22 protein-coding genes are annotated in these 22,253 nt (G+C 51.5%); 9 read left to right on the top strand and 13 right to left on the bottom strand.

Features of this window, described 5'->3' with window-relative positions; translation table 11 throughout:
• Nucleotides 1–23 precede the first annotated feature (23 nt).
• The 8 genes from H8730_RS00105 to H8730_RS00070 all read right to left on the bottom strand — a co-directional run bounded on the left by H8730_RS00105 (nt 24) and on the right by H8730_RS00070 (nt 8,480).
• Nucleotides 24–1,037 carry a LacI family DNA-binding transcriptional regulator gene (locus tag H8730_RS00105; protein ID WP_177719852.1) on the bottom strand — a complete coding sequence of 338 codons (1,014 nt, stop codon included), beginning with the start codon at nt 1,035–1,037 and terminating at the stop codon, nt 24–26.
• A gap of 72 nt (nt 1,038–1,109) precedes the next feature.
• The gene (locus H8730_RS00100; RefSeq protein ID WP_177719853.1) at nt 1,110–1,643 is read right to left on the bottom strand and encodes a hypothetical protein; all 534 of its coding nucleotides are present in this window, start codon (nt 1,641–1,643) and stop codon (nt 1,110–1,112) included.
• The gene (locus H8730_RS00095; protein ID WP_249289085.1) at nt 1,640–2,269 is read right to left on the bottom strand and encodes a hypothetical protein; all 630 of its coding nucleotides are present in this window, start codon (nt 2,267–2,269) and stop codon (nt 1,640–1,642) included. The genes H8730_RS00100 and H8730_RS00095 overlap by 4 nt, the downstream gene beginning before the upstream one ends.
• Before the next feature lie 177 nt (nt 2,270–2,446).
• Nucleotides 2,447–3,589 (bottom strand): sialidase family protein, encoded by a 1,143-nt coding sequence (locus H8730_RS00090; protein ID WP_177719855.1) that lies wholly within the window; start codon nt 3,587–3,589, stop codon nt 2,447–2,449.
• 78 nt (nt 3,590–3,667) lie between these two features.
• Nucleotides 3,668–4,699 (bottom strand): GDSL-type esterase/lipase family protein, encoded by a 1,032-nt coding sequence (locus H8730_RS00085; protein WP_249289084.1) that lies wholly within the window; start codon nt 4,697–4,699, stop codon nt 3,668–3,670.
• A gap of 30 nt (nt 4,700–4,729) precedes the next feature.
• Nucleotides 4,730–5,275: a DUF2284 domain-containing protein gene (locus tag H8730_RS00080; RefSeq protein ID WP_177719857.1), complete on the bottom strand. Its 546-nt coding sequence runs from the start codon at nt 5,273–5,275 to the stop codon at nt 4,730–4,732.
• 70 nt (nt 5,276–5,345) lie between these two features.
• Complete coding sequence (locus H8730_RS00075) at nt 5,346–6,230, bottom strand: hypothetical protein (protein ID WP_249289082.1); 885 nt, start codon at nt 6,228–6,230, stop codon at nt 5,346–5,348.
• A gap of 3 nt (nt 6,231–6,233) precedes the next feature.
• A complete protein-coding gene (locus H8730_RS00070) occupies nt 6,234–8,480 on the bottom strand; it encodes a substrate-binding domain-containing protein (RefSeq protein WP_249289081.1) in 2,247 nt (748 codons plus the stop codon).
• A 213-nt stretch (nt 8,481–8,693) separates the two neighbouring features.
• Here H8730_RS00070 and H8730_RS00065 point away from each other — a divergent pair, with 213 nt between their 5' ends.
• Complete coding sequence (locus H8730_RS00065; RefSeq protein ID WP_249289080.1) at nt 8,694–9,338, top strand: cyclase family protein; 645 nt, start codon at nt 8,694–8,696, stop codon at nt 9,336–9,338.
• A gap of 85 nt (nt 9,339–9,423) precedes the next feature.
• On the opposite strand, the gene H8730_RS00060 is transcribed toward H8730_RS00065, so the two are convergent.
• Together H8730_RS00060 and H8730_RS00055 are read right to left on the bottom strand one after the other, a co-directional pair.
• Complete coding sequence (locus H8730_RS00060) at nt 9,424–10,176, bottom strand: DUF1266 domain-containing protein (RefSeq protein WP_249289079.1); 753 nt, start codon at nt 10,174–10,176, stop codon at nt 9,424–9,426.
• 293 nt (nt 10,177–10,469) lie between these two features.
• Nucleotides 10,470–11,330: a serine hydrolase domain-containing protein gene (locus H8730_RS00055; protein ID WP_177719443.1), complete on the bottom strand. Its 861-nt coding sequence runs from the start codon at nt 11,328–11,330 to the stop codon at nt 10,470–10,472.
• A gap of 575 nt (nt 11,331–11,905) precedes the next feature.
• On the opposite strand from H8730_RS00055, the gene speD reads away from it, so the two are divergent.
• The 7 genes from speD to H8730_RS00020 are packed head-to-tail and all read left to right on the top strand — an operon-like array spanning nt 11,906 to nt 19,484.
• The gene (gene speD, locus H8730_RS00050) at nt 11,906–12,667 is read left to right on the top strand and encodes an adenosylmethionine decarboxylase (protein ID WP_177719444.1); all 762 of its coding nucleotides are present in this window, start codon (nt 11,906–11,908) and stop codon (nt 12,665–12,667) included.
• A gap of 14 nt (nt 12,668–12,681) precedes the next feature.
• On the top strand, nt 12,682–14,136 hold the full coding sequence (locus H8730_RS00045; protein WP_177719445.1) for an aminotransferase class I/II-fold pyridoxal phosphate-dependent enzyme: 1,455 nt from the start codon (nt 12,682–12,684) through the stop codon (nt 14,134–14,136).
• Between the two features lie 4 nt (nt 14,137–14,140).
• Nucleotides 14,141–14,992, top strand: coding sequence for a polyamine aminopropyltransferase (gene speE / locus H8730_RS00040; RefSeq protein WP_249289077.1), 852 nt, complete (start codon nt 14,141–14,143; stop codon nt 14,990–14,992).
• Nucleotides 14,982–15,836 (top strand): agmatinase, encoded by an 855-nt coding sequence (speB, locus tag H8730_RS00035; protein ID WP_177719512.1) that lies wholly within the window; start codon nt 14,982–14,984, stop codon nt 15,834–15,836. The genes speE and speB overlap by 11 nt, the downstream gene beginning before the upstream one ends.
• 23 nt (nt 15,837–15,859) lie before the next feature.
• Nucleotides 15,860–17,062, top strand: a complete 1,203-nt coding sequence (locus tag H8730_RS00030) for a saccharopine dehydrogenase family protein (RefSeq protein WP_177719511.1) — start codon at nt 15,860–15,862, stop codon at nt 17,060–17,062.
• A gap of 2 nt (nt 17,063–17,064) precedes the next feature.
• On the top strand, nt 17,065–18,192 hold the full coding sequence (gene nspC, locus H8730_RS00025) for a carboxynorspermidine decarboxylase (RefSeq protein ID WP_177719510.1): 1,128 nt from the start codon (nt 17,065–17,067) through the stop codon (nt 18,190–18,192).
• 38 nt (nt 18,193–18,230) lie between these two features.
• Nucleotides 18,231–19,484: a cytochrome c biogenesis protein/redoxin gene (locus tag H8730_RS00020; RefSeq protein ID WP_177719509.1), complete on the top strand. Its 1,254-nt coding sequence runs from the start codon at nt 18,231–18,233 to the stop codon at nt 19,482–19,484.
• Here the strand turns inward: H8730_RS00020 and H8730_RS00015 are convergent.
• From H8730_RS00015 to H8730_RS00005, 3 genes are all read right to left on the bottom strand, one after another.
• Nucleotides 19,481–20,005 carry a DUF6512 family protein gene (locus H8730_RS00015; RefSeq protein ID WP_177719508.1) on the bottom strand — a complete coding sequence of 175 codons (525 nt, stop codon included), beginning with the start codon at nt 20,003–20,005 and terminating at the stop codon, nt 19,481–19,483. The two genes, H8730_RS00020 and H8730_RS00015, sit on opposite strands and share 4 nt — an antisense overlap.
• A gap of 275 nt (nt 20,006–20,280) precedes the next feature.
• Nucleotides 20,281–20,631, bottom strand: coding sequence for a hypothetical protein (locus H8730_RS00010; RefSeq protein ID WP_249289075.1), 351 nt, complete (start codon nt 20,629–20,631; stop codon nt 20,281–20,283).
• A 79-nt stretch (nt 20,632–20,710) separates the two neighbouring features.
• Entirely contained in the window at nt 20,711–21,898 is a 1,188-nt protein-coding gene (locus H8730_RS00005; RefSeq protein ID WP_249289073.1) for a pyridoxal phosphate-dependent aminotransferase, read from the bottom strand.
• A 214-nt stretch (nt 21,899–22,112) separates the two neighbouring features.
• On the opposite strand from H8730_RS00005, the gene H8730_RS17500 reads away from it, so the two are divergent.
• A partial coding sequence (locus tag H8730_RS17500) for a helix-turn-helix domain-containing protein (protein WP_249289791.1) occupies nt 22,113–22,253 on the top strand: 141 nt, incomplete at its 3' end.

The following is a 22,253-nucleotide window of genomic DNA, read 5'->3' as shown; positions in this document are numbered from 1 at the left end:
GATACTATAAAAAGGGCGGATCGTCAAGACCCGCCTGTAAATTTTGTTGTCTCCCGCAGTATAATCTTCGTAGGCAACACGATCTGCCGGTGCACTTCCCCTCTTCCCTCCATCATCTCCAACAAAACTTTGACCGCTTCCTCCGATACCTTATTTTTTGAGGAGGTGACAGAGGAGAGCAGCATGGGGAATGAAAACGTTGATGCAATATTGTCAAACCCCACGACAGATACCTGATCGGGAATCGACACGTGCATCCGGCCAAGCCCATGACAGACCTGCATGGCGATAATGTCGCTAAAGCATAGAATCGCTGTGCAATCGGCATTTTCCTTCAAAATTTGTATGATGGCCGCTTCCTGGTTGGAATTGACCACCGGAATGGTCACCACCCGCAGATGATCGAGGGGGGTTCCCTTTTCGACGAATGCCCTCTGAATTCCCAAAAGTCTCTCTTTTGCGCTGGAGATATATGCGCCGCCGTTTAAAAACAAAATCCGGCGGTGATTTTCCGAGAGCAAATAGGATGCGGCAAGGTATCCCCCGTTCTCGTCATCGCACACGACGTAATTGGTTGGAATCTGGTCAAACCTGCGCCCAATCAGCGTAAACGGGATCCCCGTTTCCATAAGGTATCGAACGTTCCCCTCTGTCTTTTGCACGGGACAGAGAATGATACCATCCACATTCTTGCTGATGGCCGATGTTATCGCCGTCCATTCCATCTCCTCATCCTCGTCGGTATTCAAGATAAACGACGTATAACCTTTTTTTCGAAAAAGCGTCTCCATCTCCTTGATCATGATCGAAAAATGGGGGTTGGAAATATCGCCAACGATGATGGCGATACTTTTCGTCTTTCCAGATCGAAGGGAGCTTGCCGAACTGTTTCGGATATAGCCCATCTCTTTCGCCACAGCCTGAATCTGCTCTTTTGTTTTCGCTGAGATATCCTTCTTATCGTGAAGGGCATGGGAAACCGTATTGACTGAGAAACCAGTCTTGTTGGCTATGTCTGCGAGGGTTACGTTTTTCATTACAATCACCGTTTTTTAGTATACAATACTTTAGCAGGGCTGTCAACGCAGGAACCCGTAGGTGATCATACGTTATGGAAATTCAGCTGCCAGTTCCTGCGCGAACGTCCGCAGCCTAGCCATATCCTCCTGATAGTGCGCCTCATTTCTGGCCCTCTCCCGCTCCGCACCTACCCGTTCAATGAAATCCTGCCCGTAACTGTCCCGCAACGCCTCCTCAAACTGCAAAAACTTCCCGTTCAGCCTCTGGGTCAGGTCTAGAAGTTGATACCAATCGGTGCTCTCCGCACAGGCATCCAGATAATTAGCTGCCTGCAAAAGATCTTCCTCTGCGACTCGCCACGCAAAATGCCGCATCTCCATTCCCGCTTTTTTCACATACCCATAAAGGTTTGTGGTCTCCTTGCCCAGCGTATCCCGTATAAACACAAGCTCTATTTGCATGGCGCGCGTCCAATCCCTCATGCTGTAAAAGGCGTCCACCGCATCCACCAAATTCTCCTCCCGCTCTGTCCTAAGTTGTCTTTGCCGACAGAATGCGCCAACGAGAAGGGTTACCCCCATCAACGCGACGAGACAGCCGATACTCCAGATTCTTTTTTTCATGACCTCTCCTCTACCGCTGCCGGTATCATATCCAATATGCTGTTGTACAGGTCTTTCATAATTTCTAAATCTGATCGTTTCTCTTGACGCGTGCGCTGATTCAGACCTTTCAACCCATAGGTCTCCTTCTGCCATGCGAAAAATTCCACTGTTTTCTCATAGGCCCCCGCCAGAAATGCACACAATTCCTCCATGTCGATCTGAAGATTTTGCTCCAGCGCTTCCACTGTCATCTCTCCATTTAGAGCACCGCCGCTGGCCTGTTGCTCTAAATGACTGGCTGTCTGTGCCAGCATCCCAAAAAATGCATCGCTCCGAGAAACATCACGGTCGTTTAGAATTGAGTAGACTACGCTTGTCTGCAAAGCATAGGAGCTTTTTGTAATGTCTCGTATCACCGCGTTTGTCATAGATTCAGCTTTCTTTATCTCCTGCATTGAGACATTCAATGTATACAACTCTGTCTGTAACTGGGTGATATCCACAGAACCCTGAATGATCTCGCTTTTAAGCTTTCGCTCTTCTTCTCTGCTGGCGATATACCAGAAGACTCCTACAAGAAGCATTAACCATGCCAGGATTAGCAGCAAATAGACGCAATACCCTTTCCCTTTTTCCCCTTCCATAGTGTCGTTCCCTCCTTTTCATCGTGAGTCTCTAAAACAAACTGCCATCTTTCAGATGAGTATACAAAGTATACTATATTTTTTACTATATATCAAGGTTTTATTGTTATATATAACAATAATTCAGATAGAAAATCTGCTTTCCATCTGAATTATCGATACAGTTTTTACTAATCCTTATTGCATATTTGACACATATGGACGCGGACTCTCCTTTGAAAGCAATGCCTCATCAGCGGTGATTTGGTATCGATTCATGTACACGATCCGCCGTTCTCCCGGCTTAATATCCTCTGACTCCAGATCTTCGGTCTCGTCCCAGACGAGAAGGATTTCGCCTGGCCTCGTCTCCCATACCGATACATAGCCAGAGGGCCCTCGGTCCCACTGTCCCCTGTTATCGGAAACCGCGTAGGGCTTTGCCCATGTTCGGCCCTCATCCGACGATGTGATGAAGAAGGTTCCCCATTTGCCGGAAGCACAAAGGATCCCCCCGTCAGAAAGCCGCACGAGCCGAGGCAGTACGCCGTAAGGACAAATCTCTTTCGGCGGCTCCCATGTGATACCACCGTCATAGGAGTGGGCGGCGTACAATGCCGAATACACTTCGTGCCCCTGAGTCCGCATGACACAGAGGAGATGACCGTTTCCCAGATGGAGCATATCGGGCTCACAGTACCCCTCCGCTTCCGGATCACAGGGGTATGTCTGCACGTCCGCCACAGTGGACAGATAGGAAAAACTCCGGCCGTTGTCCCTCGAAATGACACACCACACTCTGTACTGATAGAAATCGTAGTTCTGAAAATACGAAAGCTTCGTCGTATCCGCCTTGAACTGTCCATACATAGGCACGATGAGATCGCCGTTTGGCATTACAATCACCGTCTGCCCCGTCACCCCGGTGTGATACTCCTTTGGATCTTGGCTGTCTCCGTAGCCCACCGCCAGGTCCGGAATCTCCACCTGGGCGAAGCTCACCTGGATGTCTCCCGACAACAGAGCGTCCATAGACTCCGCACGCATGATTTTCATAAGATAGGGAATTTTTTTCTGTTTGCTCGGATCGAAGTGGCCGATCGCCACATTGGAGAAGCCAACCCCGAACAAAGTTTTGTCTGGCATCTCCACCATGTGAGGACGGGTGCCCTCCCTCCGTTCCTGCCAGCTGTCACCTAAATTATCCGTGTACAGGGTGTATCCGCCGCGATTATCCTCGACACTCACTAAGATCCGCGTATCCACCTTCGTATCGGCCCACGGAAAGTTACCGATACCGTGACGTCTTGAGTCCACCAGTCGAAATGAATATTCTTTCATGACATCCTCCCATTCCGGCGCATCAGCGCATTGCATCATAATCGGCCTTATTATACTATTTTCATCCTGCGCGCTCTTTTATGGACAAACGAGAAATGCGCCGATTCGAATCCAACGGCCATTAGACTGCGCATCCTTCTCACCGGCGATGCGGATAACAAGCTGGTGAGTCCCCTCCTCCAAATGCGTATCCAATATGATGCTGCACGCGCGGCTAAATGAGAGGGCATAGTGGTCCCAAGCCGACTGACGCCGGACCGGTCCACCGTCGATGGAATACTCAATCACCCCGCTGTCTTGCTCGATTGTCCAGTAGATCCCGATCAGGGTGCCAGTAAAGGGTACGGTGAGCTCCGCCCCGGCGGTATCACAGGCGATAAAGCTCTCAAATCGTCCCATCATGTCCCGATCTCCCACTTTCCAGGCCCCTTGCGCCAATGCCTCTGCTGGAAGCAGACAAGCCTGCTCATACACTCCCGGCGTCAAGGGTGCTATTGGCTTTTGAATTGAAAACTGGATGGACGGGAAAATCTGTTGGATCGTCTTCGCGTACAGTTCATATCCCCGATCGTTAGGATGAACCGTATCCGGCAGATACTCCGTCACCGCCGCACCTGTCCTCTGCAAATATTCGTAGAGAGCAAGCCCTACATTGATCGACGGAATACCGTAATACTCTGCGACGCGCTGGTGTAGCTTCACCGCATCCGGCAGAACCCCTTTATGGTAAAACCGGTCCATGTAACTCTTTGTTATGGTATATAGGAATACGATATGAACCTCTGGATTGTGCGCCAGCAGTTTGCGCACGATCCCCTCCACCGACCGCAGGCACAAAGTCTCCTCCATGGAATCGTCATTGACGGCAAACTCTACAAAGACCAAATCCGGATTGGCCCATAGCAAGTCATGGTCCATCCGGCATACGCCCAGGGACGACCCCGTCCCTCCGATTCCCGCGTTGATTTCCTTTACCTTCAACTGAGGATTTGTGTCCTGAAGCCATGCTGTAACCCGGCTCCGATAGGTGGCGGCATCACAGCTGGCGCCAGCTCCCTCTGTAATGGAACCACCTAAATACCCAACTCTATACTCTTTCTTCTGCTCCACTGTCTACTCCTCCTCACTTTACAATGCGAATCAACCTCTTAGCAAAAACATTCCAAAATATGTTACCGTATTTTGACCGTTAATGTAACGCATCTTGCACAACCCTGCCAGTTCGGACACGTTCATGCAGTACGCTTCCAGAGATGAAATCGCTCTTTCGGGAAACCGGCAAGGCTTGTCCTCCACCTTGGCGCACACTGGGCAGACAGAACATCCACCGGCCGTCAGCTGCAAAAATTGCTCTTCCTGGGCTTCGATCCGCCCCCGAATGGCCTCAGCTACGGCATTATGCCGCTTGCCAGCCTCCTCCATCCCCTCCACGTCAAAGGAATCCTCCAAATTTCCAACGGTCTGGAAAACCAGCGCCTCCTGATAGCCTCTCGCCTTGGCGATAACCGTGTCTGGATCTCCCACACTGGGAGGACATGCGTAGTTTTTCTTATAGGAACCGCAATAGTTCGCTTCGCAATAGGCTCTTAAACTCTTGTCAAATGGAATCCGCTCGACTGGCAGCACCGCCGCCTTATACGCCCCCGCCTCCAGACAAAATTCTAAAATGGCTTCTTGATTTTTCATGGCAACCTCCGTATGAATCGAATCAATGTATAGATAGTATAGCACAGACGGATGGGTGAGTCATGTAAAATTATATTATATAGAGTACAATTCCGACAATTGCACATCCAATCTTTCTGACTTCCCCCTTCGCCACCGGTTCCCGAAACGCCATGGATGAGAGGATCGCTGTCAGGACGATGACACCGGCACTTATGATGGGAAACTGGAAAGAGGATGGCAGATTGCTAGCCGCATGCAGAGAACATAGATTTCCCCCTGTGTTCAGCACCGCATACCCCAGCATCATGCCCATGGCGGCCGGCGGGATCATTCGAAGGCTCGAAAATGTGCCACCTCCTTTTTGTCTCTCTGTGAATCGAAGCGTCACCGCAGATAGGGCGATGGTCATCCACGACGAGAAGATCAGGAACTCATTTTCCGAGGCGGCATTCTCCATAATCTGATGATACTTGGTTACGACACTGATCAAGCCATTGGAAAAGAAAACAGCCAAACATAGAATATAAAAGCTGACACGGTATTTTGTATGTTCTCTTCTCTTCTTTTTTGAGGGGATCAGCGCACAGATCATAACTCCCATCGCTACCCAGCCCTTTGGCGGTACTGTCTCCCCGAGCCCTATGACTCCGTACAGCGCAGGAAGAATCATACCTCCCAGCAGCAAAAATATAGTGACGACCGATATCTTGCCATGATGAAAGGCGGCCAGCGTGCTTAGATTACAGACCACGCTGAAAAAAGCATACCAAACCCCGCAGATGGCAGAATTCCAAGTAATCGAGAATTGAAAGCCATTGACGGCCAGGCAGAGAATGCTTCGAAACAGCCCATACAGACAGGGCGCCCACAAAGGCGCCCTGCTATTGCCAGCCGTTTGAACTTGATATTGCTTCATGCAGAGCGATTGCACTGAAAAGCAGAGGATGGCGCCAAACAGAAGGCCGTACCCCATTTCCTACTCCTGCCCTGCCTTGCGCTCTTTTTCTAGCCATTGCTTCCGAACCCGCTCATAGGTTCCTTCTGGGACGGCAAATCCCTCTTTCCCACAAGCCGGCAGCCTATCCTCTGCCCCTGCGAAGGTTGACGCTGAATCCTGCCGGTATATCTCCCTCTCCCCAGGATTACGGAAATTGGGTACCGCAAGGGGAATATTGCCCCGCAAAATCGACCGCATGGCCAACAGCCCTGGAAGACTCATATCCAGCGCCTCATAAACGCCGATGCTTTCCTCACCCTCAGGATTCCCTAAAATCTTTTGGATAAAATAATGGACCGTATAAAAGTCGCTGCCGCCGTGTCCCAGAATCCTCTCTGCAAGCTTTGACGCCGTAGCCGCCCCCGGCTTATAAACAGTACGTTTGTCCGTCTCCGCCTCATACAGGTTGACCACGTTCACACCCTCTTCCCAGCGGTTGGACTCCGCCATCCCCTTGTTCCCGTATATGCTATACCAGATAGAGGAAGGTTCCCGCACTAGATTTCCGTGAATGCTCTTGACCATGGCTCCGTTCTCCATCTCGACGATCTCCATAGCCGCCTCTGCGCTCCTGCTCCCCAGCTTCAACATTCGCTCCGCAGGATTATTCTCGATGCCGATCACCCGACTCGGCCGCAGTCCTGTGATATGCACAATGGGGCCAAAGCTATGGGTACAATAGAAGGTAGAAAACATAGTGTTGCGCCAGTGCTCCGGCTCTCCGTAGGTTATACTTGGCCAGATGGACTCACAGTTGTGAACATACTCCCCTTCCCCGTGGGTGAACTCGCCCAGCTTTCCCTCCCGGTACAACCGCCGCATTTCCCTCGTCGCCGGGAAATAGCAGTAATTCTCCAAATACGCGTATACCTTTCCGCTGGTTTCCACCGCTTCCACCAGCGCCACCGCCTCGGCCAGATTCTTTGTCGGAAGCACCTCGGAGGCCACGTGACGCCCTGATTGCAGCAAACGAATGGCGTAGGGGGCGTGTTCATTTGCATAATTCGCCAGGACAACGGCATCCATGTCATGGCTGAAAAAATCCTCAAAATCCGTGTACAATGTCACCTTGGAGTCCGTTTTTTCAATGAGGCGGCGGCAGTTTTCCAGCGCCGGCTCATATTTGTCACAGATGGCCACCAATTCCGCATCCTCATATTGAGCCAGCATTTCGATCATCGTCCGGCCTCGGTATGCCCCAAAAACTCCAACCCTCACCTTTTTCTTCATCGTCTTGCCTCCGTTATAAAATTTTGATGGAACCCATTGTTCCGGAATCGGCCGTTGTCCCGTTGTCACATAGGCGCATGCCGCTTCCATGCAGGCCCGCCCCTGCTGCCGGATGTCCTGCTCCATGACCCCAACCAGCATTCCCGCTTGAAAATACTCGGAGTTCTGTTTTGGATTTTCATATCCTAAACAGATGATACCGGGCAATCGCGTCTTCAAGAGTGCTAGACATACCTGTGGCAGAATTCCCGTGTCCGCGTAAACGCAATCAATTTTACCGCCATAGGTGGCTGCCAGCTCGCGGGCTAGCTCAGCTGCCACCGTCTTCGATTCGAGATTTGCCGCAATGGCGCCCACAAGATGCGACTGAGGGGCGAAGGTCCTGACTCCATCCCAAAATCCCGCATTTCGCCGCTCTGTCCTATGATTTGTCTCTGCACAGCGGACCATCAGGATACGGCTATGGGTTTTCAGGAGCGAAGCACAACGGTGAGCCAAACCCCATCCATCTTCATAGGCGTTCATCCCTACATAGTAGGTATTCTCAGCCGCCGGGCCCTCGTTGAGCAGAATGACACAGCGCTCTCTTGCGATGTCCTCCAACCGCTGTCGGACAAGGTCTGACGAGGGCGCAGCCGCGATCAAAACCTTTGTTGATTTTCTCACCGCGTCCTCCAGACACTGCAAAAATTCCTTTTCCTGGTTTAAAGCAGAATAGAGCGCGTATATGCAGGTGCAGTCCGGGGCGTCCAGCAGCGCCTCCCGCAAGCCCACCATTGCCTCTCGCCAAAAGTATGACGGGTTGACCGGCAATACCGCAGCGATTGCATACCCCGTCTCCTCCATATGCCGGGTCGCATAGCCATACGCCTTGGCAATGGCCAAAATGCGGCTTTTTGTTTCCCTGTCCACATTGACACAGTTGTTCAAAGCTTTGGACACCGTTGACCGGGAAACGGACGCTTCTTTTGCAATTTGTTCCATCGTAATCTTCATGGTAACCCCCGTATGCTGCTAGCAGATCATCATCGGTGATTTCACGACGATTATCTCATTCTCTTGCGTTTCTTTCAATGTACAGGTTGCACAAGAAATCCCTTGGCCGAATGCCATGGCAATGTTGCCACATCCGCTTGGCAAAACATGAAAACTGTGGTACAATGGCCAAAATCGGCAATGCCAAAATTTGCCGCACGGAGGTATGCTGCTATGCGCTATTACGATATTACCCATACCCTCAATGGAGAGGTTCCCATCTGGCCGGGGGATCCCCTCTTTTCTCTGGAACAGATTCAAACCATCGGGTGTGGCTCCGACTCTAACCTTCATCAACTTTCCATGGGGGTTCACACTGGCACTCACGTGGACGCCCCATACCATTTTCTTTCCAATGGAAAGCGGCTCGGAGAAATGGATCTGTCCTACTTCATCGGAGACTGTCTCGTGCTGGACTGTCCCTGCTCCAATGGAACTGTAGAGGTTGAAGATCTTATGGGGAACATTCCGAGTGGAACACAGCGCCTTCTGCTGAAGACCCCCAACAGCCACCGCCCATATCACGGCCCATTTCACACATCGTTCTGCGGCGTGTCCCCGGACGCCGCCCGCTATATCGTCTCCCAGGGGATTCGCTGTCTGGGAATCGACTATAATTCTGTCGGCCCCTTTGGCCCCGATTGTAGTCGCACCCATCGGATTCTGCTGGAAACCAACTCCATGGTAATCCTAGAAGCCTTAAATTTGCATTCCATCCAACCTGGCATGTATACGCTATTCTGTTTGCCCTTGAAGCTGGATCAAGCTGAGGGCGCTCCCGCCCGAGTTCTTCTATTGGACAGGGACTCCACACAATAAAAAAGTTTGTGTTCGCGGACTTTCCTACAGGAAAAAGGGCCCTCTTGTCAATAACATGAGGGTCCTTTTCAATTTAACGGGGAGTCTACCAGGTTTTGACTAAGGACGTGTTCCAATCCAATTCGTAGGGATTCTCATCACTGGACTGTAGATCTTCGTAGATTTTACGCCGGGCTGCCGTTGCGGAATCCGGGTCCTGCCCATCGTCTTCCTGCCAATATTGGTACCCCGCCAGATAACTCTCCATGCATTCATCCCAGGAGCCATACATTCCTTGCAGTGTCTTTGCCACCTCCAAAGAGGCATCGAGGGTCTCCTCCTCCGTATAATATCCGGCCACGTAGTAATACCCCAAAACTTGGAGTGCCCGGCAGTAGTCCCACGCGTCGATGGCGTGGCCGCCCTTGTCTCGGTACAGCTCCACCATGGCCACAAGCCACGCCGCTTCCTCTTCCGTGTACCCCGAATTCTCAGCCGCGCTCCGCAATTCCTCGCTGGACAGATCGACTAATCCGATCTCCTCCAGATTCGCCATGTCCTCCTGGAATACCATCCGGTGCCCCTCCGTCAACAGCCAATCCAAATTCTCGTCAGCCGTGGCCCTGTCAGAAACGCCCCACCACTCTGACAACAGGGCCTTCACCTGTTCCTCGTTTAGCTCCGTCTTCTTAAAGCCCCCAATCAAATCGCGGTCGCCATGGTTGGCTTCGGTCAGCAGCGCGTATGTCGTATTGATCCATTTCACCGTGTCGGAGACGGGCGTCGGCTGCTCGCAGCCGACAGCGGCAAACGCCAAAAGACTGAGGATCAGGCCTGTCAGCCATACTCGTTTCTTCATTGGATATCTCCTTGCCTTGTTTTATAGATTCGGTTTGTTTCCTTTATTATACCAACAATTCCCTCTGATTGCAACCTGGAAAATTCCCTGTCCCGTGTGGATTCATTTTATAAATTGGTCATGAATTCTTCACAGAACGTTATTTTTTTCTTCATCTTGAGTTCACGTAGGTCTTGTACTATATAACCATCCCCTTCTTTATTACTAATAATTCCTCTAAACCGAAAAGGAGACTCATTCCCCTGTGAGTCTCCTTTTTGGTATGTCCAGGCCAAACGATAGTGCCGCCTGTGTTACCCGTGCAGCCACGAAGCCGTTAAATGCATTAACTCTGAGCCTCCCTCGCCATCAAATCCATGCCAGGCCACAGCCACTCCGTCCTGCTGTGAGAACATCAACATCTGTCCGTGCATCCCGCCTTTGCCATAAAGGCCCGGCTTATCGACCGTGCTCAGCTCATATCCCTTTTTAATGGCCAGACGGACAAAATCCTCGGACAGGATCCGGCAACCTTCATAACAGCCGCCATTCAGATAGACCCAACCCAGCTTGACCATATCCTGCGCGCGAATATACAATCCTGTCGCCCCCATTGGATAGCCCATGGGGCACTTGCTCCATGCGACTTCTTGAAATTGCAGAGGTGTAAACAGCTTCTGCATGAGTAAATCGTCCAGCCGCACGCCGGATTTTTTGCTCACGACACGGCTAAGCAGATAGTACGCCGCGTCCGAATACTGATCATGTGTGCCGGGTTCGAATGCCAAGGGGTGGCGGAACACCACCTGGAGGAAATCGTTGGTGCCATAATCGCGGATATCCTCCACATCGATATCTAAGTAGCCCTCACCTGTGCCAAACCGATGCTTGACCACCTGCTCCACCGTCACTTTCTCCCACCGTGGATCGTGCCCTTCCGGGAGCTCCCCGGCAAAAATGTCGCAGATCCGCTCATCAAAGGACAGCTTTTTGTCATCCCAGAGCATCCCCAGCGCTGTCACGGTAAACAGCTTTGCAACGGAATAGCTGTCATTACAGGCATTGGCCGGCTGAAACTGCAGGGTGTGGATCCCCTCCGCATCCATCACCGCCGCATTATACAGATTCCACCGGTTATCCCAAACCGCCTGCCGCATTTTTTGCAGTAACTCCATCTTCATCTCACTCCTATTCTCCAATGTAGTTTAGCATAAATGCTGACCATTGTAAACTACTATCGCCATGTCTACAGAAAAAAGAAGCTTGACTTCTATTTGCCCCTATGCTATAATCCCAATAGAGTATGGAATTCAGATATGGAAACAGAGTCATTCCATGCAAATATTTTTTGACCACTTTCTTTGAGGAAGTCAAGGGCCATACGGACAGCCGGGTCAACTGCCGATTGGCAACGCCTGTTGCCTTATTGATTGAGTTAAGAGCTCAAATTTTATAAGTTGGTCACTTATAACCATTGTGCATGCGGCACATCAACTTGTGAAACGGTCAATAAGAGTAGTAAAAGTAAAAATATTTGCTTAGTAATACTATTTACTATATAGACTCTGAGTCCCCAGTCTCTGTTTGAGTACAAGAGGAGAAGCCTTTTCCTGCCGGCTTCCCATCGGATAAACAAGATCAGAACCAGCGCAAGTGATGAGCGGCGAACCGCTTTGCACTTGCGTTTTCTTTTTGCACGATAGACGGATTCAATTCATGCCGCTTATGCAGCGGCAGCACGGAGGTAACAATGGGAGATAAACTAAAACTCTACGGCTTCAACAATCTGACAAAATCGCTCAGTTTCAACATCTATGATGTATGTTACGCGAAATCGTCCCGTGAGCAAAAAGACTATATTGCCTACATCGATGCGCAGTATAATTCGGACCGTCTCACTGGAATTCTATCCCACGTGGTGGAGATGATCGGCGCTAAAGTCCTTCACATATCCCAGCAGGATTACGATCCACAGGGGGCCAGCGTCACGTTTTTGATCGCGGAGGGTTCTATGATTCCCGCCGGGCAAGATGCGGTGGTTGCGCATCTGGATAAGAGCCATGTGACGGTACATACCTATCCGGAATATCATCCGGACACTTGCCTGGCGACCTTTCGGGTGGATATTGACGTGGCAACCTGTGGCGAGATCACGCCCCTCTCGACCCTGGATTATCTCATCGGCAGCTTTGATTCCGATATCATCACCATGGACTATCGCATCCGCGGCTTTACGCGGGATATGGAGGGGAAGAAGCTGTTTATCGATCACTACATGACCTCGATTCAAAACTATATTTCGGAAGAGACCCTGCACCGCTATGACGCGGTGGATATCAATATCTATGAAGCCAATCTCTTCCATACCAAGATGCTGATCAAGGAGATTGACTTACAGAATTATCTATTCAACACGGATGTATACGAGCTGCCGCCGCGGACACGGCTGGCCATCACCGACAGCCTGCGCTGCGAGATGATCGAGATTTTCAGCGGGAGAAACGTATATTGAAAGGAGACCTGGCCATGGCGGCACTTTCTCAGACTCGAGCCCCAATCTTTGAAGCCCTGGAGCGGTTTCGAAAAATGCGGGTCGTCCCCTTTGATGTACCGGGCCACAAGCGCGGCCGTGGAAATCCAGAGCTCACGGATTTTCTCGGAAAGCAGTGCGTGGGGATCGATGTGAATTCCATGAAACCGCTGGACAATTTATGCCACCCCGTTTCTGTGATCCGGGAGGCGGAGGAACTGGCGGCGGCGGCCTTCCACGCGTCCAGCGCCTTCCTCATGGTGGGTGGCACTACTTCCGCAGTCCAGAGCATGGTGCTGTCCGCCTGCAAACAGGGCGATAAAATTATACTGCCCCGCAACGTCCACCGAAGTGTGATCAATGCTCTTGTGCTCTGCGGTGCAGAGCCGGTCTATGTCAATCCCGACGTGGAGACGAATCTTGGAATCGCGCTGGGAATGAAGGTATCCCAGGTGGAACGCGCAATTCGTGAGAATCCGGACGCGGTGGCTATATTGGTCAATAACCCCACATACTATGGCATCTGTTCTGATCTTCCCTCCATCGTCGCCTTGGCCCACCGCCATCACATGCTGGTGTTGGCGGACGAGGCACATGGCACTCATTTTTATTTTGGCGATCACCTTCCGGTCTCCGCTATGGACGCCGGCGCTGACCTGGCTTCGGTCAGCATGCACAAGTCCGGCGGCAGTCTAACACAGAGCTCCTTCCTGCTAGCTGGGCCGGGCGTCAACCCTGGTTACGTCCGCCAGATCATCAATCTGACCCAGACCACCAGCGCCTCCTATCTCCTTCTCTCAAGTCTGGATATCTCCCGCCGCAATCTCGCACTTCGAGGCCGGGAGATCTTTCAGTACGTCGTCGATCTTGCGCAGTATGCCCGCGGCGAGATCAACAGCATTGGCGGATATTATGCTTACTCTCATGAATTGGTCAACCATGACAGCATCTTTGCTTTTGATGTGACGAAGCTGGCGATCCATACGCTGGATATCGGGCTCGCCGGCATTGAGGTCTATGATCTTCTTCGGGATGAGTATGATATCCAGATTGAATTTGGCGACATCGGAAACGTCCTGGCCTATCTCTCCATCGGAGACCGGCGGCAGGACGTGGAGCGGCTTATCAGCGCCCTGGCAGAAATCCGTCGCCGCTATCAGCGCGATAAAACCGGTATGTTGACCCAGGAGTACATCGAGCCGAAGGTGATTGCCACGCCGCAGCGCGCATTCTACGCGGAAAAGGAATCTTTGCCGCTGCGCCATACGGCCGGACGGGTGTGCAGTGAGTTCGTCATGTGCTATCCGCCAGGCATTCCTATCCTGGCTCCCGGGGAACAGATTACAGTGGAAATTCTGGACTATATCGAATATGCCAAGGAGAAGGGATGCTCCATGACCGGTCCAGAAGACCCGACAATCCAACAATTGAACGTACTGAAAGGAGAATAGCCCCATGGATTTATGGTTTTCTGAGCGCCACACCCCCAACGTCAAATTTTCCATCCGCGTGGACCGGCAGCTATACTGCGGCCAGAGTGAGTTTCAGCGCATCGATGTCTTTGAATCTAAGGAATTTGGGCGTTTTCTCACGCTGGACGGCTACATGATGCTCACGGAAAAGGATGAATTTATCTACCATGAAATGATCACCCACGTCCCTATGGCCGTGCACCCCACTGTTCGAAAAGTTCTGGTCATCGGCGCCGGCGATGGGGGCGTGATTCGAGAGCTGACTCGGTATCCTTCAATCGATCATATCGATCTGGTGGAGATCGATCCTCTGGTGTTGGAGGTCTGTCGGAAATATCTGCCCCAGACCTCATGCCGCCTGGACGACGAGCGAGTCCACATTCGGTTTGAGGATGGACTGAAATACATCCGAACCCGGGAGAATGAATACGATCTGATCATCGTCGATTCCACCGACCCTTTCGGGCCAGGGGAAGGTCTTTTCACAAAAGAATTCTACGGAAACTGCTTTAAAGCACTGCGGGATGATGGGATTATGGTCAATCAACATGAAAGTCCTTTTTATGAGGAGGATGCCGCTGCCATGCAGCGCGCCCACAAGCGGATCGTGGACAGCTTCCCCATCAGCCGGGTCTATCAGGCACATATTCCAACCTATCCCTCCGGCCACTGGCTTTTCGGTTTTGCATCCAAACAGTATCACCCTGTTCATGATCTACAGGCGGTGACCTGGAATCTCCTTGGCCTGTCAACCCGCTATTATACTACACGGCTTCACACAGGTGCTTTTGCCCTGCCAGCCTATGTTGAGGAGCTGCTCCGCGATGTTGAATAACAATATTGAAACCTTCATCGGCTGCGACGCGCCCTATGGGGAGGCGTCCATCGTCCTGTTTGGCGCCCCTTTCGATTCCACCACGTCCTATCGCCCGGGAACTCGCTTCGGCAGCAAAGCAATCCGCAGTGAATCTTTCGGTTTGGAGACCTACAGTCCTTATCAGAACGCGGATTTGACCGACGCTCATATTTTTGACAGCGGCGATTTGGAGCTCTGTTTCGGAGATCCCGCCATGGCTCTCGGTCAGATTCAGGAGCGAAGCCAGATCATTCTGGCAGATGGAAAACTTCCTGTCATGCTGGGCGGCGAACATCTTGTCACCTTAGGGGCCGTCCGCGCTGCTGTCGAACTCTACCCGGATCTCCACATTCTCCATTTTGACGCCCACGCCGATCTGCGGGATGACTATCTGGGTGCAACCCTCTCCCACGCCTGCGTCATCCGGCGCTGCTGGGATTTGGTCGGAGACGGCCGGATCTTTCAATTTGGCATTCGCTCTGGGGATCGCAGCGAATTCCTCTGGGGAGCCCAGGGACATGTGCAGACACAGAAATTTAGCTTTGACGGTCTGCCCCAGCTCCTGGAGCGTCTGAAAGGGAAACCCGTCTATTTCACTTTGGACTTGGATATATTGGATCCTTCAGTCTTTCCCGGTACCGGAACCCCTGAGGCCGGCGGCGTAACCTTTGGGCAGCTTCTCGATGCGGTTTTGATGGTTTGTCAAAGGGCCCATGTTGTCGGCTGCGACGTCAATGAGCTCAGCCCTGTCTATGATCCAAGCGGCATATCCACAGCCACGGCTTGCAAGATCGTCCGTGAAATGCTGTTGGCACTTTCATAATAAAAACGACAATGGAGGTAACTATGGGAAAAGTATTGATCATCGGATGTGGAGGCGTCGCCAGCGTCGCCATCCATAAATGCTGTCAGAACAGTGCTGTGTTTGAGGAAATCTGCATCGCCAGCCGCACAAAAGCAAAGTGTGATGCGCTGAAGGAAAAACTCGAGCCGACGACGAAAACGAAAATCACCACGGCCGAGGTGGATGCCAACGATGTTCAGGCGCTCATCGCTTTGATCGAATCCGTATCGCCCGATGTGGTTCTCAATCTCGCCCTACCCTATCAGGATCTGACCATCATGGACGCGTGCTTAGCGACGAAAACCCACTATGTGGACACGGCTAACTATGAGCCTGAGGATACCGCAAAATTTGAATATAAATGGCAGTGGGCTTACCGGGAGCGATTCGAGAAGGCCGGTATCACTGCGCTTCTCGGCAGCGGCTTTGACCCTGGAGTCACCGGTGTTTTTTCTGCCTATGCTTTGAAGCACTACTTCGACGAGATCCACTATATCGATATTCTGGACTGCAATGCCGGCGATCACGGCTACCCCTTTGCGACGAACTTCAATCCAGAGATTAACATCCGGGAAGTGTCCGCCAAGGGCAGCTATTGGGAGAACGGCCACTGGGTCGAGACAGAGCCCATGGAAATCAAGCGTGTATATAATTTTCCGGAAATTGGTGAGAAGGATATGTATCTGCTCCACCATGAGGAATTGGAATCGCTGGCCCTCAATATTCCGGGCATCAAGCGCATTCGCTTTTTTATGACCTTCGGCCAGAGCTATTTGACACACCTCAAATGCCTGGAAAACGTGGGAATGACCTCCATCGAGCCCATTGACTTTGAGGGGCACAAAATCGTTCCGCTGCAATTTCTAAAGGCTGTGCTGCCAGACCCTTCCTCTCTTGGCCCTCGCACCAAGGGAAAGACGAATATCGGCTGCATCTTCCAGGGCAAAAAAGATGGACAGGATCGCGTCCATTATATCTACAATGTCTGTGACCATCAGGAATGTTACAGGGAAGTGGGTTCTCAGGCCGTCGCCTACACCACCGGCGTACCGGCCATGATCGGGGCGATGATGCTTCTGACTGGCCGTTGGAACACACCCGGTGTTCATAATATCGAGGAATTTGACCCGGATCCCTTTATGGAGGCGTTGAATCGCTGGGGCCTTCCCTGGAAGGAATCCGCCGCGCCGGACTTGGTGGACTGACCATGCGCTTTGAAGAACTGCCCACCCCCTGCTTTCTTGTGGACGAGGGCCTTTTGGTTCAGAATCTGGAGATCTTGCAACAACTTATGGAGCGGACTGGCTGCCGTATTCTGTTGGCCCAAAAAGCTTTTTCCATGTTCTATTTCTATCCCCTTATTGGTCAATATCTGAGTGGTGCCACCGCTAGCGGTCTGTATGAGGCCCGTTTGGGCGCAAGGGAAATGGGGAAGGAAAACCATATCTATTGTCCCGCCTACCGGGATTCGGAGTTTGATGAGGTCGTCAGCCTCTGCGATCATATCGTCTTTAATTCTTTCTCCCAACTTGACCGTTTTGGGGCAAAAGCCCGCAGCGCAGGGCGCAGCGTCGGTCTCCGCGTGAATCCGGAGTGCTCCACGCAGGAGGGACATGCGATCTATGATCCCTGTGCCCCCTTCTCCCGTCTCGGGGTTACGGCGAAAAATTTTGATCCCGACCGCCTCGACGGTGTGGATGGTCTGCATTTTCACACGCTCTGTGAGCAGGACGCCGACGCCCTGTCTCAGACATTGGATGCGGTGGAAGTCTCCTTTGGCTCCTACCTCTCCCGGATGAAGTGGATTAATTTTGGCGGCGGACATCATATTACGCGGCCCGGTTATGATCTTCCTCTGTTAGAGGCCTGCATTGCACGGGTGCAGGAGCGATACGGTGTGCAGGTGTATCTTGAGCCCGGCGAGGCAGTGGCGCTGAACGCAGGCTTCCTTGTGTGCTCCGTGCTGGATGTATTGCATAACGGGATGGATCTTGCCATCGTCGATGCCTCCGCTGCCTGCCACATGCCTGATGTGCTGGAGATGCCCTACCGCCCTCCCCTGCGGCACTCCGCAGAAGCCGGCGAGAAGGCGCACACCTACCGGTTGGGCGGGAACACATGCCTGGCAGGTGACGTGATCGGAGACTATTCTTTTGATGAGCCACTGCAACTGGGAAGCCGGCTACTTTTTGAGGATATGGCGATCTATTCCATGGTTAAGACCAATACCTTTAACGGCATGGCCCTTCCTTCCATCGCGGTGCGGGATAGTCGCGGCGACTGTCACATTGTCCGAAAGTTTGACTATGAGGATTTTCGCACTCGGCTTTCCTAATGCTGGGCTGCGGCTACGTGATCTGAAGGAGGAACACGATGGGCTTTACGATTGAAACCAGCATTCCATTCATTACTGTTTTTCTACAAGGAATCCTAAGCTTCTTTTCTCCCTGTGTGCTGCCTCTTGTGCCGCTGTACATCGGATATCTATCGGGTGGCGCCAAAACTGTGGACGCGAACGGCGAAGTTCAGTATCGCAAGCGAACTGTCATGCTCAACACCCTCTTTTTTGTCATTGGGATTAGCTTCGCCTTCTTTCTGCTTGGTCTTGGATTTACGGCGGCCGGGCGCTTTTTTAACTCACACCGTCTCCTTTTTGCCCGCATAGGGGGAATCCTGATTATCCTATTCGGTCTCTATCAGCTAGGGATATTTGGCTCCTCCCGCTTGCTGAGCCGAGAACGGCGTCTTCCCCTGCGGCTAGACCGATTCGCCATGAACCCTCTATTGGCCCTGGTATTCGGATTTACCTTCAGCTTCGCATGGACGCCATGCGTAGGGCCAGCCCTGGCCAGTGTCCTGCTGATGGCGACATCCGCGAACTCCTCTGCCGCTGGATTCGCCCTGATCGGCGTGTATACACTCGGTTTTGTCATCCCTTTTCTCGCCGTCGGGTTGTTTGCCGGGACGCTCCTTACATTTCTCAAAAACCATCAGCGCATTGTCCGCTATACAGTAAAGGCCGGCGGCGTGCTGATGATCCTCATGGGGATCATGATGTTGACGGGGTGGATGAACGGAATCACCAGCTACTTATCCGATTTTGGCGCTGCGGATTCGAGCCTGGAGGCAGATGAATCCTCCACCGCGCCGGAAAGCGATAGCACTTCCTCAGCTTCTGCCCCTGATTTCACCTTGACGGATCAGTACGGCAATACTCATACCCTGTCAGACTATAAAGGGAAGGTTGTTTTCCTGAATTTCTGGATGACTTGGTGCGATCCCTGCAAAGAGGAAATGCCCGATATTCAAAAATTGTATGAGGCCTATGGGAAGAACGAGGGGGATGTCATTATTCTGGGCGTGGCGAACCCAAAGACAGATGCCTATCCTCATAATCAGGACACTTCGGAGGACTCTGTAAAATCCTTTTTGTCCGGTGGAGGCTACTCCTACCCTGTGGTTATGGACCGTACCGGTGAAACCTATGCCGCCTATGGCATCAGCGCTTATCCGACGACCTTTATGATTGATGCCCAGGGAAATGTATTTGGCTACGGCGTTGGTATGCTGACCTACGATATTATGGAAGATATTATTCGCCAGACGCAGGAGGGAAAACGGTCTTAGATCCCATACCCTCCTGTTACCGGATCGAGAAAGAGCCCGATGTGAGGTGGAAAAAAGGTGAACATCACAAAAGCGAGAAATAAAAGTGCTAGACAGAGGATCCCTGCCCGTTCTTGCCATATTCGGTCTGCGTGGCGGTGCAAACGCCTGGACGACTCTTGGAATGCCACTAGAACACCCAGAATAAAAATCCCAATATCAACCCACAAAAAGTTCCGTCCAACGATTCCGGTATAGGTATAAAACAAAATCACGATCGCGGCCATCCCCAGTATGACTCCGGCCGCCTTCGCGTACCAAAATCCGTCTATTCTCTTTCCTACAGCCAGATATTGAATACTGCTGTACGCTAAATAGGGCATAAACAGAAGCTTTAGATGCTCCCATGTGCTCTCGTTGACGGGAACAAAGGCTGAAACTACAATAGACTTGCCCGTCCAATTATACACAAAATGCAGCGCAGCGCCAGCCACTATCACCAAAAAGAGGCCGGCTATCTCCCATTGTCTTACACGATTCATATAACTCCCCCTTCCGCCAACATCCTATGCGGCTGGGACAGCAAACTATCCACTTTTATTCAAAAAAGGCCATCCCCAATATTTTAGTGGCGGATGGCTCAATTTTTTGTCTTTGGTTCTTCAGGAGTGGCCTCCTTTTTTCCTCTTCGCCTCCGACTCTTCAGCACTCGCTCGACTTTTTGCGGCGTTTTTTTGTTTTTACCATCCCGTGTCTTTAGTTTTTGCGGCGGTTTCCTCCTTTTCTTTCCCTTCGCCTCCGACTCTCCGGCTTTCCCTTAGAATTTTGCGGCGACATTTTTGCTTACTTCCATCCCGTGTCTCTCTTTTAGCGGCGGTTTCCTCCTCTTCTTCCTCTTCGCCTCCGACTCTTCAGCACTCGCTCGACTTTTTGCGGCGTTTTTTTTGTTTTTACCATCCCGTGTCTTTAGTTTTTGCGGCGGTTTCCTCCTCTTCTTCCTCTTCGCCCCCGGTCCTTCGGCTTTCCCTAGAATTTTTGCGGCAGTATTTTTGCTTACTTCCTTCCCATGTCTCTCTTTTAGCGGCGGTTTCCTCCTCTTCTTCCTCTTCGCCTCCGACTCTTCAGCGCTCGCTCGACTTTTTGCGGCGACATTTTTGCTTACTTCCATCCCGTGTCTCTCTTTTAGCGGCGGTTTCTTCTACAATAAAAAAAGGCCGCTGCTCCATGGACAGCGACCGCCTTTCACACTACGCTTTATACGCTTTCGCCAATTTTTCAAATGCCGGCATAGCCCGCAAGATTTGCTCCGTGCTCACACAATAGGAGATTCTCACGTATCCGGGACAACCGAAATCATCCCCCGGAACTAACAGAAGCTCATACTGCTTTGCCCTCTCACAGAAGGCATTGGCGTCTGGCTCCATGGATTTGACAAAGAGATAGAAGGCACCCGCCGGCTTCACACAGTCAAATCCGAAACTTGTCAGCTGGTTATACAACAGATCCCGATTCTTCTTATATACCGATATATCGGATGTCTGACCGACGCACCGCGCGGCGACCTGCTGGAACAAGCTGGGAGCACAGACATACCCAAGAGCCCGGCCAGCTCCGCAGACGGCGGCGTACACATCCCGCTCGGCTTCCATTTTGTTGGAGACGAGGACATAGCCGATTCGCTCACCGGGCAAGGATAAAGATTTACTGAAAGAATAACAGACAAAAGTATTGTCATAATAATTGAGCAAGTAGGGAACGCTGACGCCCTCATAGACCAGTTCCCGGTATGGCTCGTCCGTGATAAGATAAATGGGATGGCCAAACTGCGCTTCTTTTTCCCGCATTACATCGCAGAGCTGACGGATGTTGTCCTCCGACAGCACGACGCCGGATGGATTGTTGGGTGAGTTGACGATAACCGCCTTAGTCCGCTCAGTCAACGCTTCTGCGAACTTAGGAATGTCAATCTGAAAGTCTCCCTCTCGGGATGGCACCACGACCAGCTTTCCGCCCGCAGCCTCTGTGAAGACTCGATATTCCGGAAAGAAAGGGGTAAAGGCGATGAACTCATCCCCCGGCACCGCCAAAGCTTTTAGGCAAATGCTCAGGGAGGCCGCTGCCCCTGCGGTCATATAGAGATTATCCGCGTCCACTTGCGTTCCATATGTAGCATTGATATAGTCCGCGATAGCCTGTCGCACCCTGGCATCTCCCTGCGCCGATGTATACCCGTGGAGCGTCACAGAATCTTCTGTATTGACCAGATCCAGAATCGCCTCCTTCACGCAATCCGGTGGTGGAACATTGGGGTTGCCCAAGCTGAAATCAAATACATTTTCGCGGCCAATCTCGCCGGCCCGAATCTTACCATACTCAAATATCTCTCGTATGACAGAGCGCTTCTTCCCCAGCGCCATCATCTCTTCTGAAATCATGTATAATCGCCTCCGCTTTTCTATGCTACAGTACATTATACAACACTTCCCTAGAAAAGGGAAGGGTTACTTTAATTGAAAAGGGAAGGAATTCCGCATGTGTAAATTCCCAAAGTAAGTGCCACAGTGGGATTTAAAATGGGATTTACTTTGATACGTCATTTGTGGTTGAATTGAATCTGGGAAATTATTTCTCAGAAAGGAGGCCACACATATGGCTAAAAAATCGAACCCACGAAAAAACAAACATCTTACTTTGGAGGAGCGCAAGGTGATTGAGGACTGCCTCGGAAAGCGCATGACCTTCAAGGCCATTTCCCAACTCGTCCAGAAAGACCCCACCACCATCTCTTAC

The organism is Bianquea renquensis (genome assembly GCF_014384895.1).
Lineage (GTDB): Bacteria > Bacillota > Clostridia > Lachnospirales > Bianqueaceae > Bianquea > Bianquea renquensis.
This window is presented reverse-complemented; position numbering and strand designations above follow the sequence as displayed.

What these genes read in the sequence shown, in the direction of transcription:
- H8730_RS00030 (WP_177719511.1), top strand. Translation starts at nt 15,860, where the DNA reads ATGGGAAAAGTATTGATCATCGGATGTGGAGGCGTCGCCAGCGTCGCC.
- speE (WP_249289077.1), top strand. Translation starts at nt 14,141, where the DNA reads ATGGATTTATGGTTTTCTGAGCGCCACACCCCCAACGTCAAATTTTCC.
- H8730_RS00055 (WP_177719443.1), bottom strand. Translation starts at nt 11,330, where the DNA reads ATGGAGTTACTGCAAAAAATGCGGCAGGCGGTTTGGGATAACCGGTGG.
- H8730_RS00075 (WP_249289082.1), bottom strand. Translation starts at nt 6,230, where the DNA reads ATGGGGTACGGCCTTCTGTTTGGCGCCATCCTCTGCTTTTCAGTGCAA.
- H8730_RS00005 (WP_249289073.1), bottom strand. Translation starts at nt 21,898, where the DNA reads ATGATTTCAGAAGAGATGATGGCGCTGGGGAAGAAGCGCTCTGTCATA.
- H8730_RS00010 (WP_249289075.1), bottom strand. Translation starts at nt 20,631, where the DNA reads ATGGAAGTAAGCAAAAATGTCGCCGCAAAAAGTCGAGCGAGCGCTGAA.
- H8730_RS00065 (WP_249289080.1), top strand. Translation starts at nt 8,694, where the DNA reads ATGCGCTATTACGATATTACCCATACCCTCAATGGAGAGGTTCCCATC.
- H8730_RS00105 (WP_177719852.1), bottom strand. Translation starts at nt 1,037, where the DNA reads ATGAAAAACGTAACCCTCGCAGACATAGCCAACAAGACTGGTTTCTCA.
- H8730_RS00015 (WP_177719508.1), bottom strand. Translation starts at nt 20,005, where the DNA reads ATGAATCGTGTAAGACAATGGGAGATAGCCGGCCTCTTTTTGGTGATA.
- H8730_RS00045 (WP_177719445.1), top strand. Translation starts at nt 12,682, where the DNA reads ATGGCGGCACTTTCTCAGACTCGAGCCCCAATCTTTGAAGCCCTGGAG.
- H8730_RS00070 (WP_249289081.1), bottom strand. Translation starts at nt 8,480, where the DNA reads ATGAAGATTACGATGGAACAAATTGCAAAAGAAGCGTCCGTTTCCCGG.
- H8730_RS00060 (WP_249289079.1), bottom strand. Translation starts at nt 10,176, where the DNA reads ATGAAGAAACGAGTATGGCTGACAGGCCTGATCCTCAGTCTTTTGGCG.
- H8730_RS00090 (WP_177719855.1), bottom strand. Translation starts at nt 3,589, where the DNA reads ATGAAAGAATATTCATTTCGACTGGTGGACTCAAGACGTCACGGTATC.
- H8730_RS00100 (WP_177719853.1), bottom strand. Translation starts at nt 1,643, where the DNA reads ATGAAAAAAAGAATCTGGAGTATCGGCTGTCTCGTCGCGTTGATGGGG.
- H8730_RS00095 (WP_249289085.1), bottom strand. Translation starts at nt 2,269, where the DNA reads ATGGAAGGGGAAAAAGGGAAAGGGTATTGCGTCTATTTGCTGCTAATC.
- speD (WP_177719444.1), top strand. Translation starts at nt 11,906, where the DNA reads ATGGGAGATAAACTAAAACTCTACGGCTTCAACAATCTGACAAAATCG.
- nspC (WP_177719510.1), top strand. Translation starts at nt 17,065, where the DNA reads ATGCGCTTTGAAGAACTGCCCACCCCCTGCTTTCTTGTGGACGAGGGC.
- speB (WP_177719512.1), top strand. Translation starts at nt 14,982, where the DNA reads ATGTTGAATAACAATATTGAAACCTTCATCGGCTGCGACGCGCCCTAT.
- H8730_RS00080 (WP_177719857.1), bottom strand. Translation starts at nt 5,275, where the DNA reads ATGAAAAATCAAGAAGCCATTTTAGAATTTTGTCTGGAGGCGGGGGCG.
- H8730_RS00020 (WP_177719509.1), top strand. Translation starts at nt 18,231, where the DNA reads ATGGGCTTTACGATTGAAACCAGCATTCCATTCATTACTGTTTTTCTA.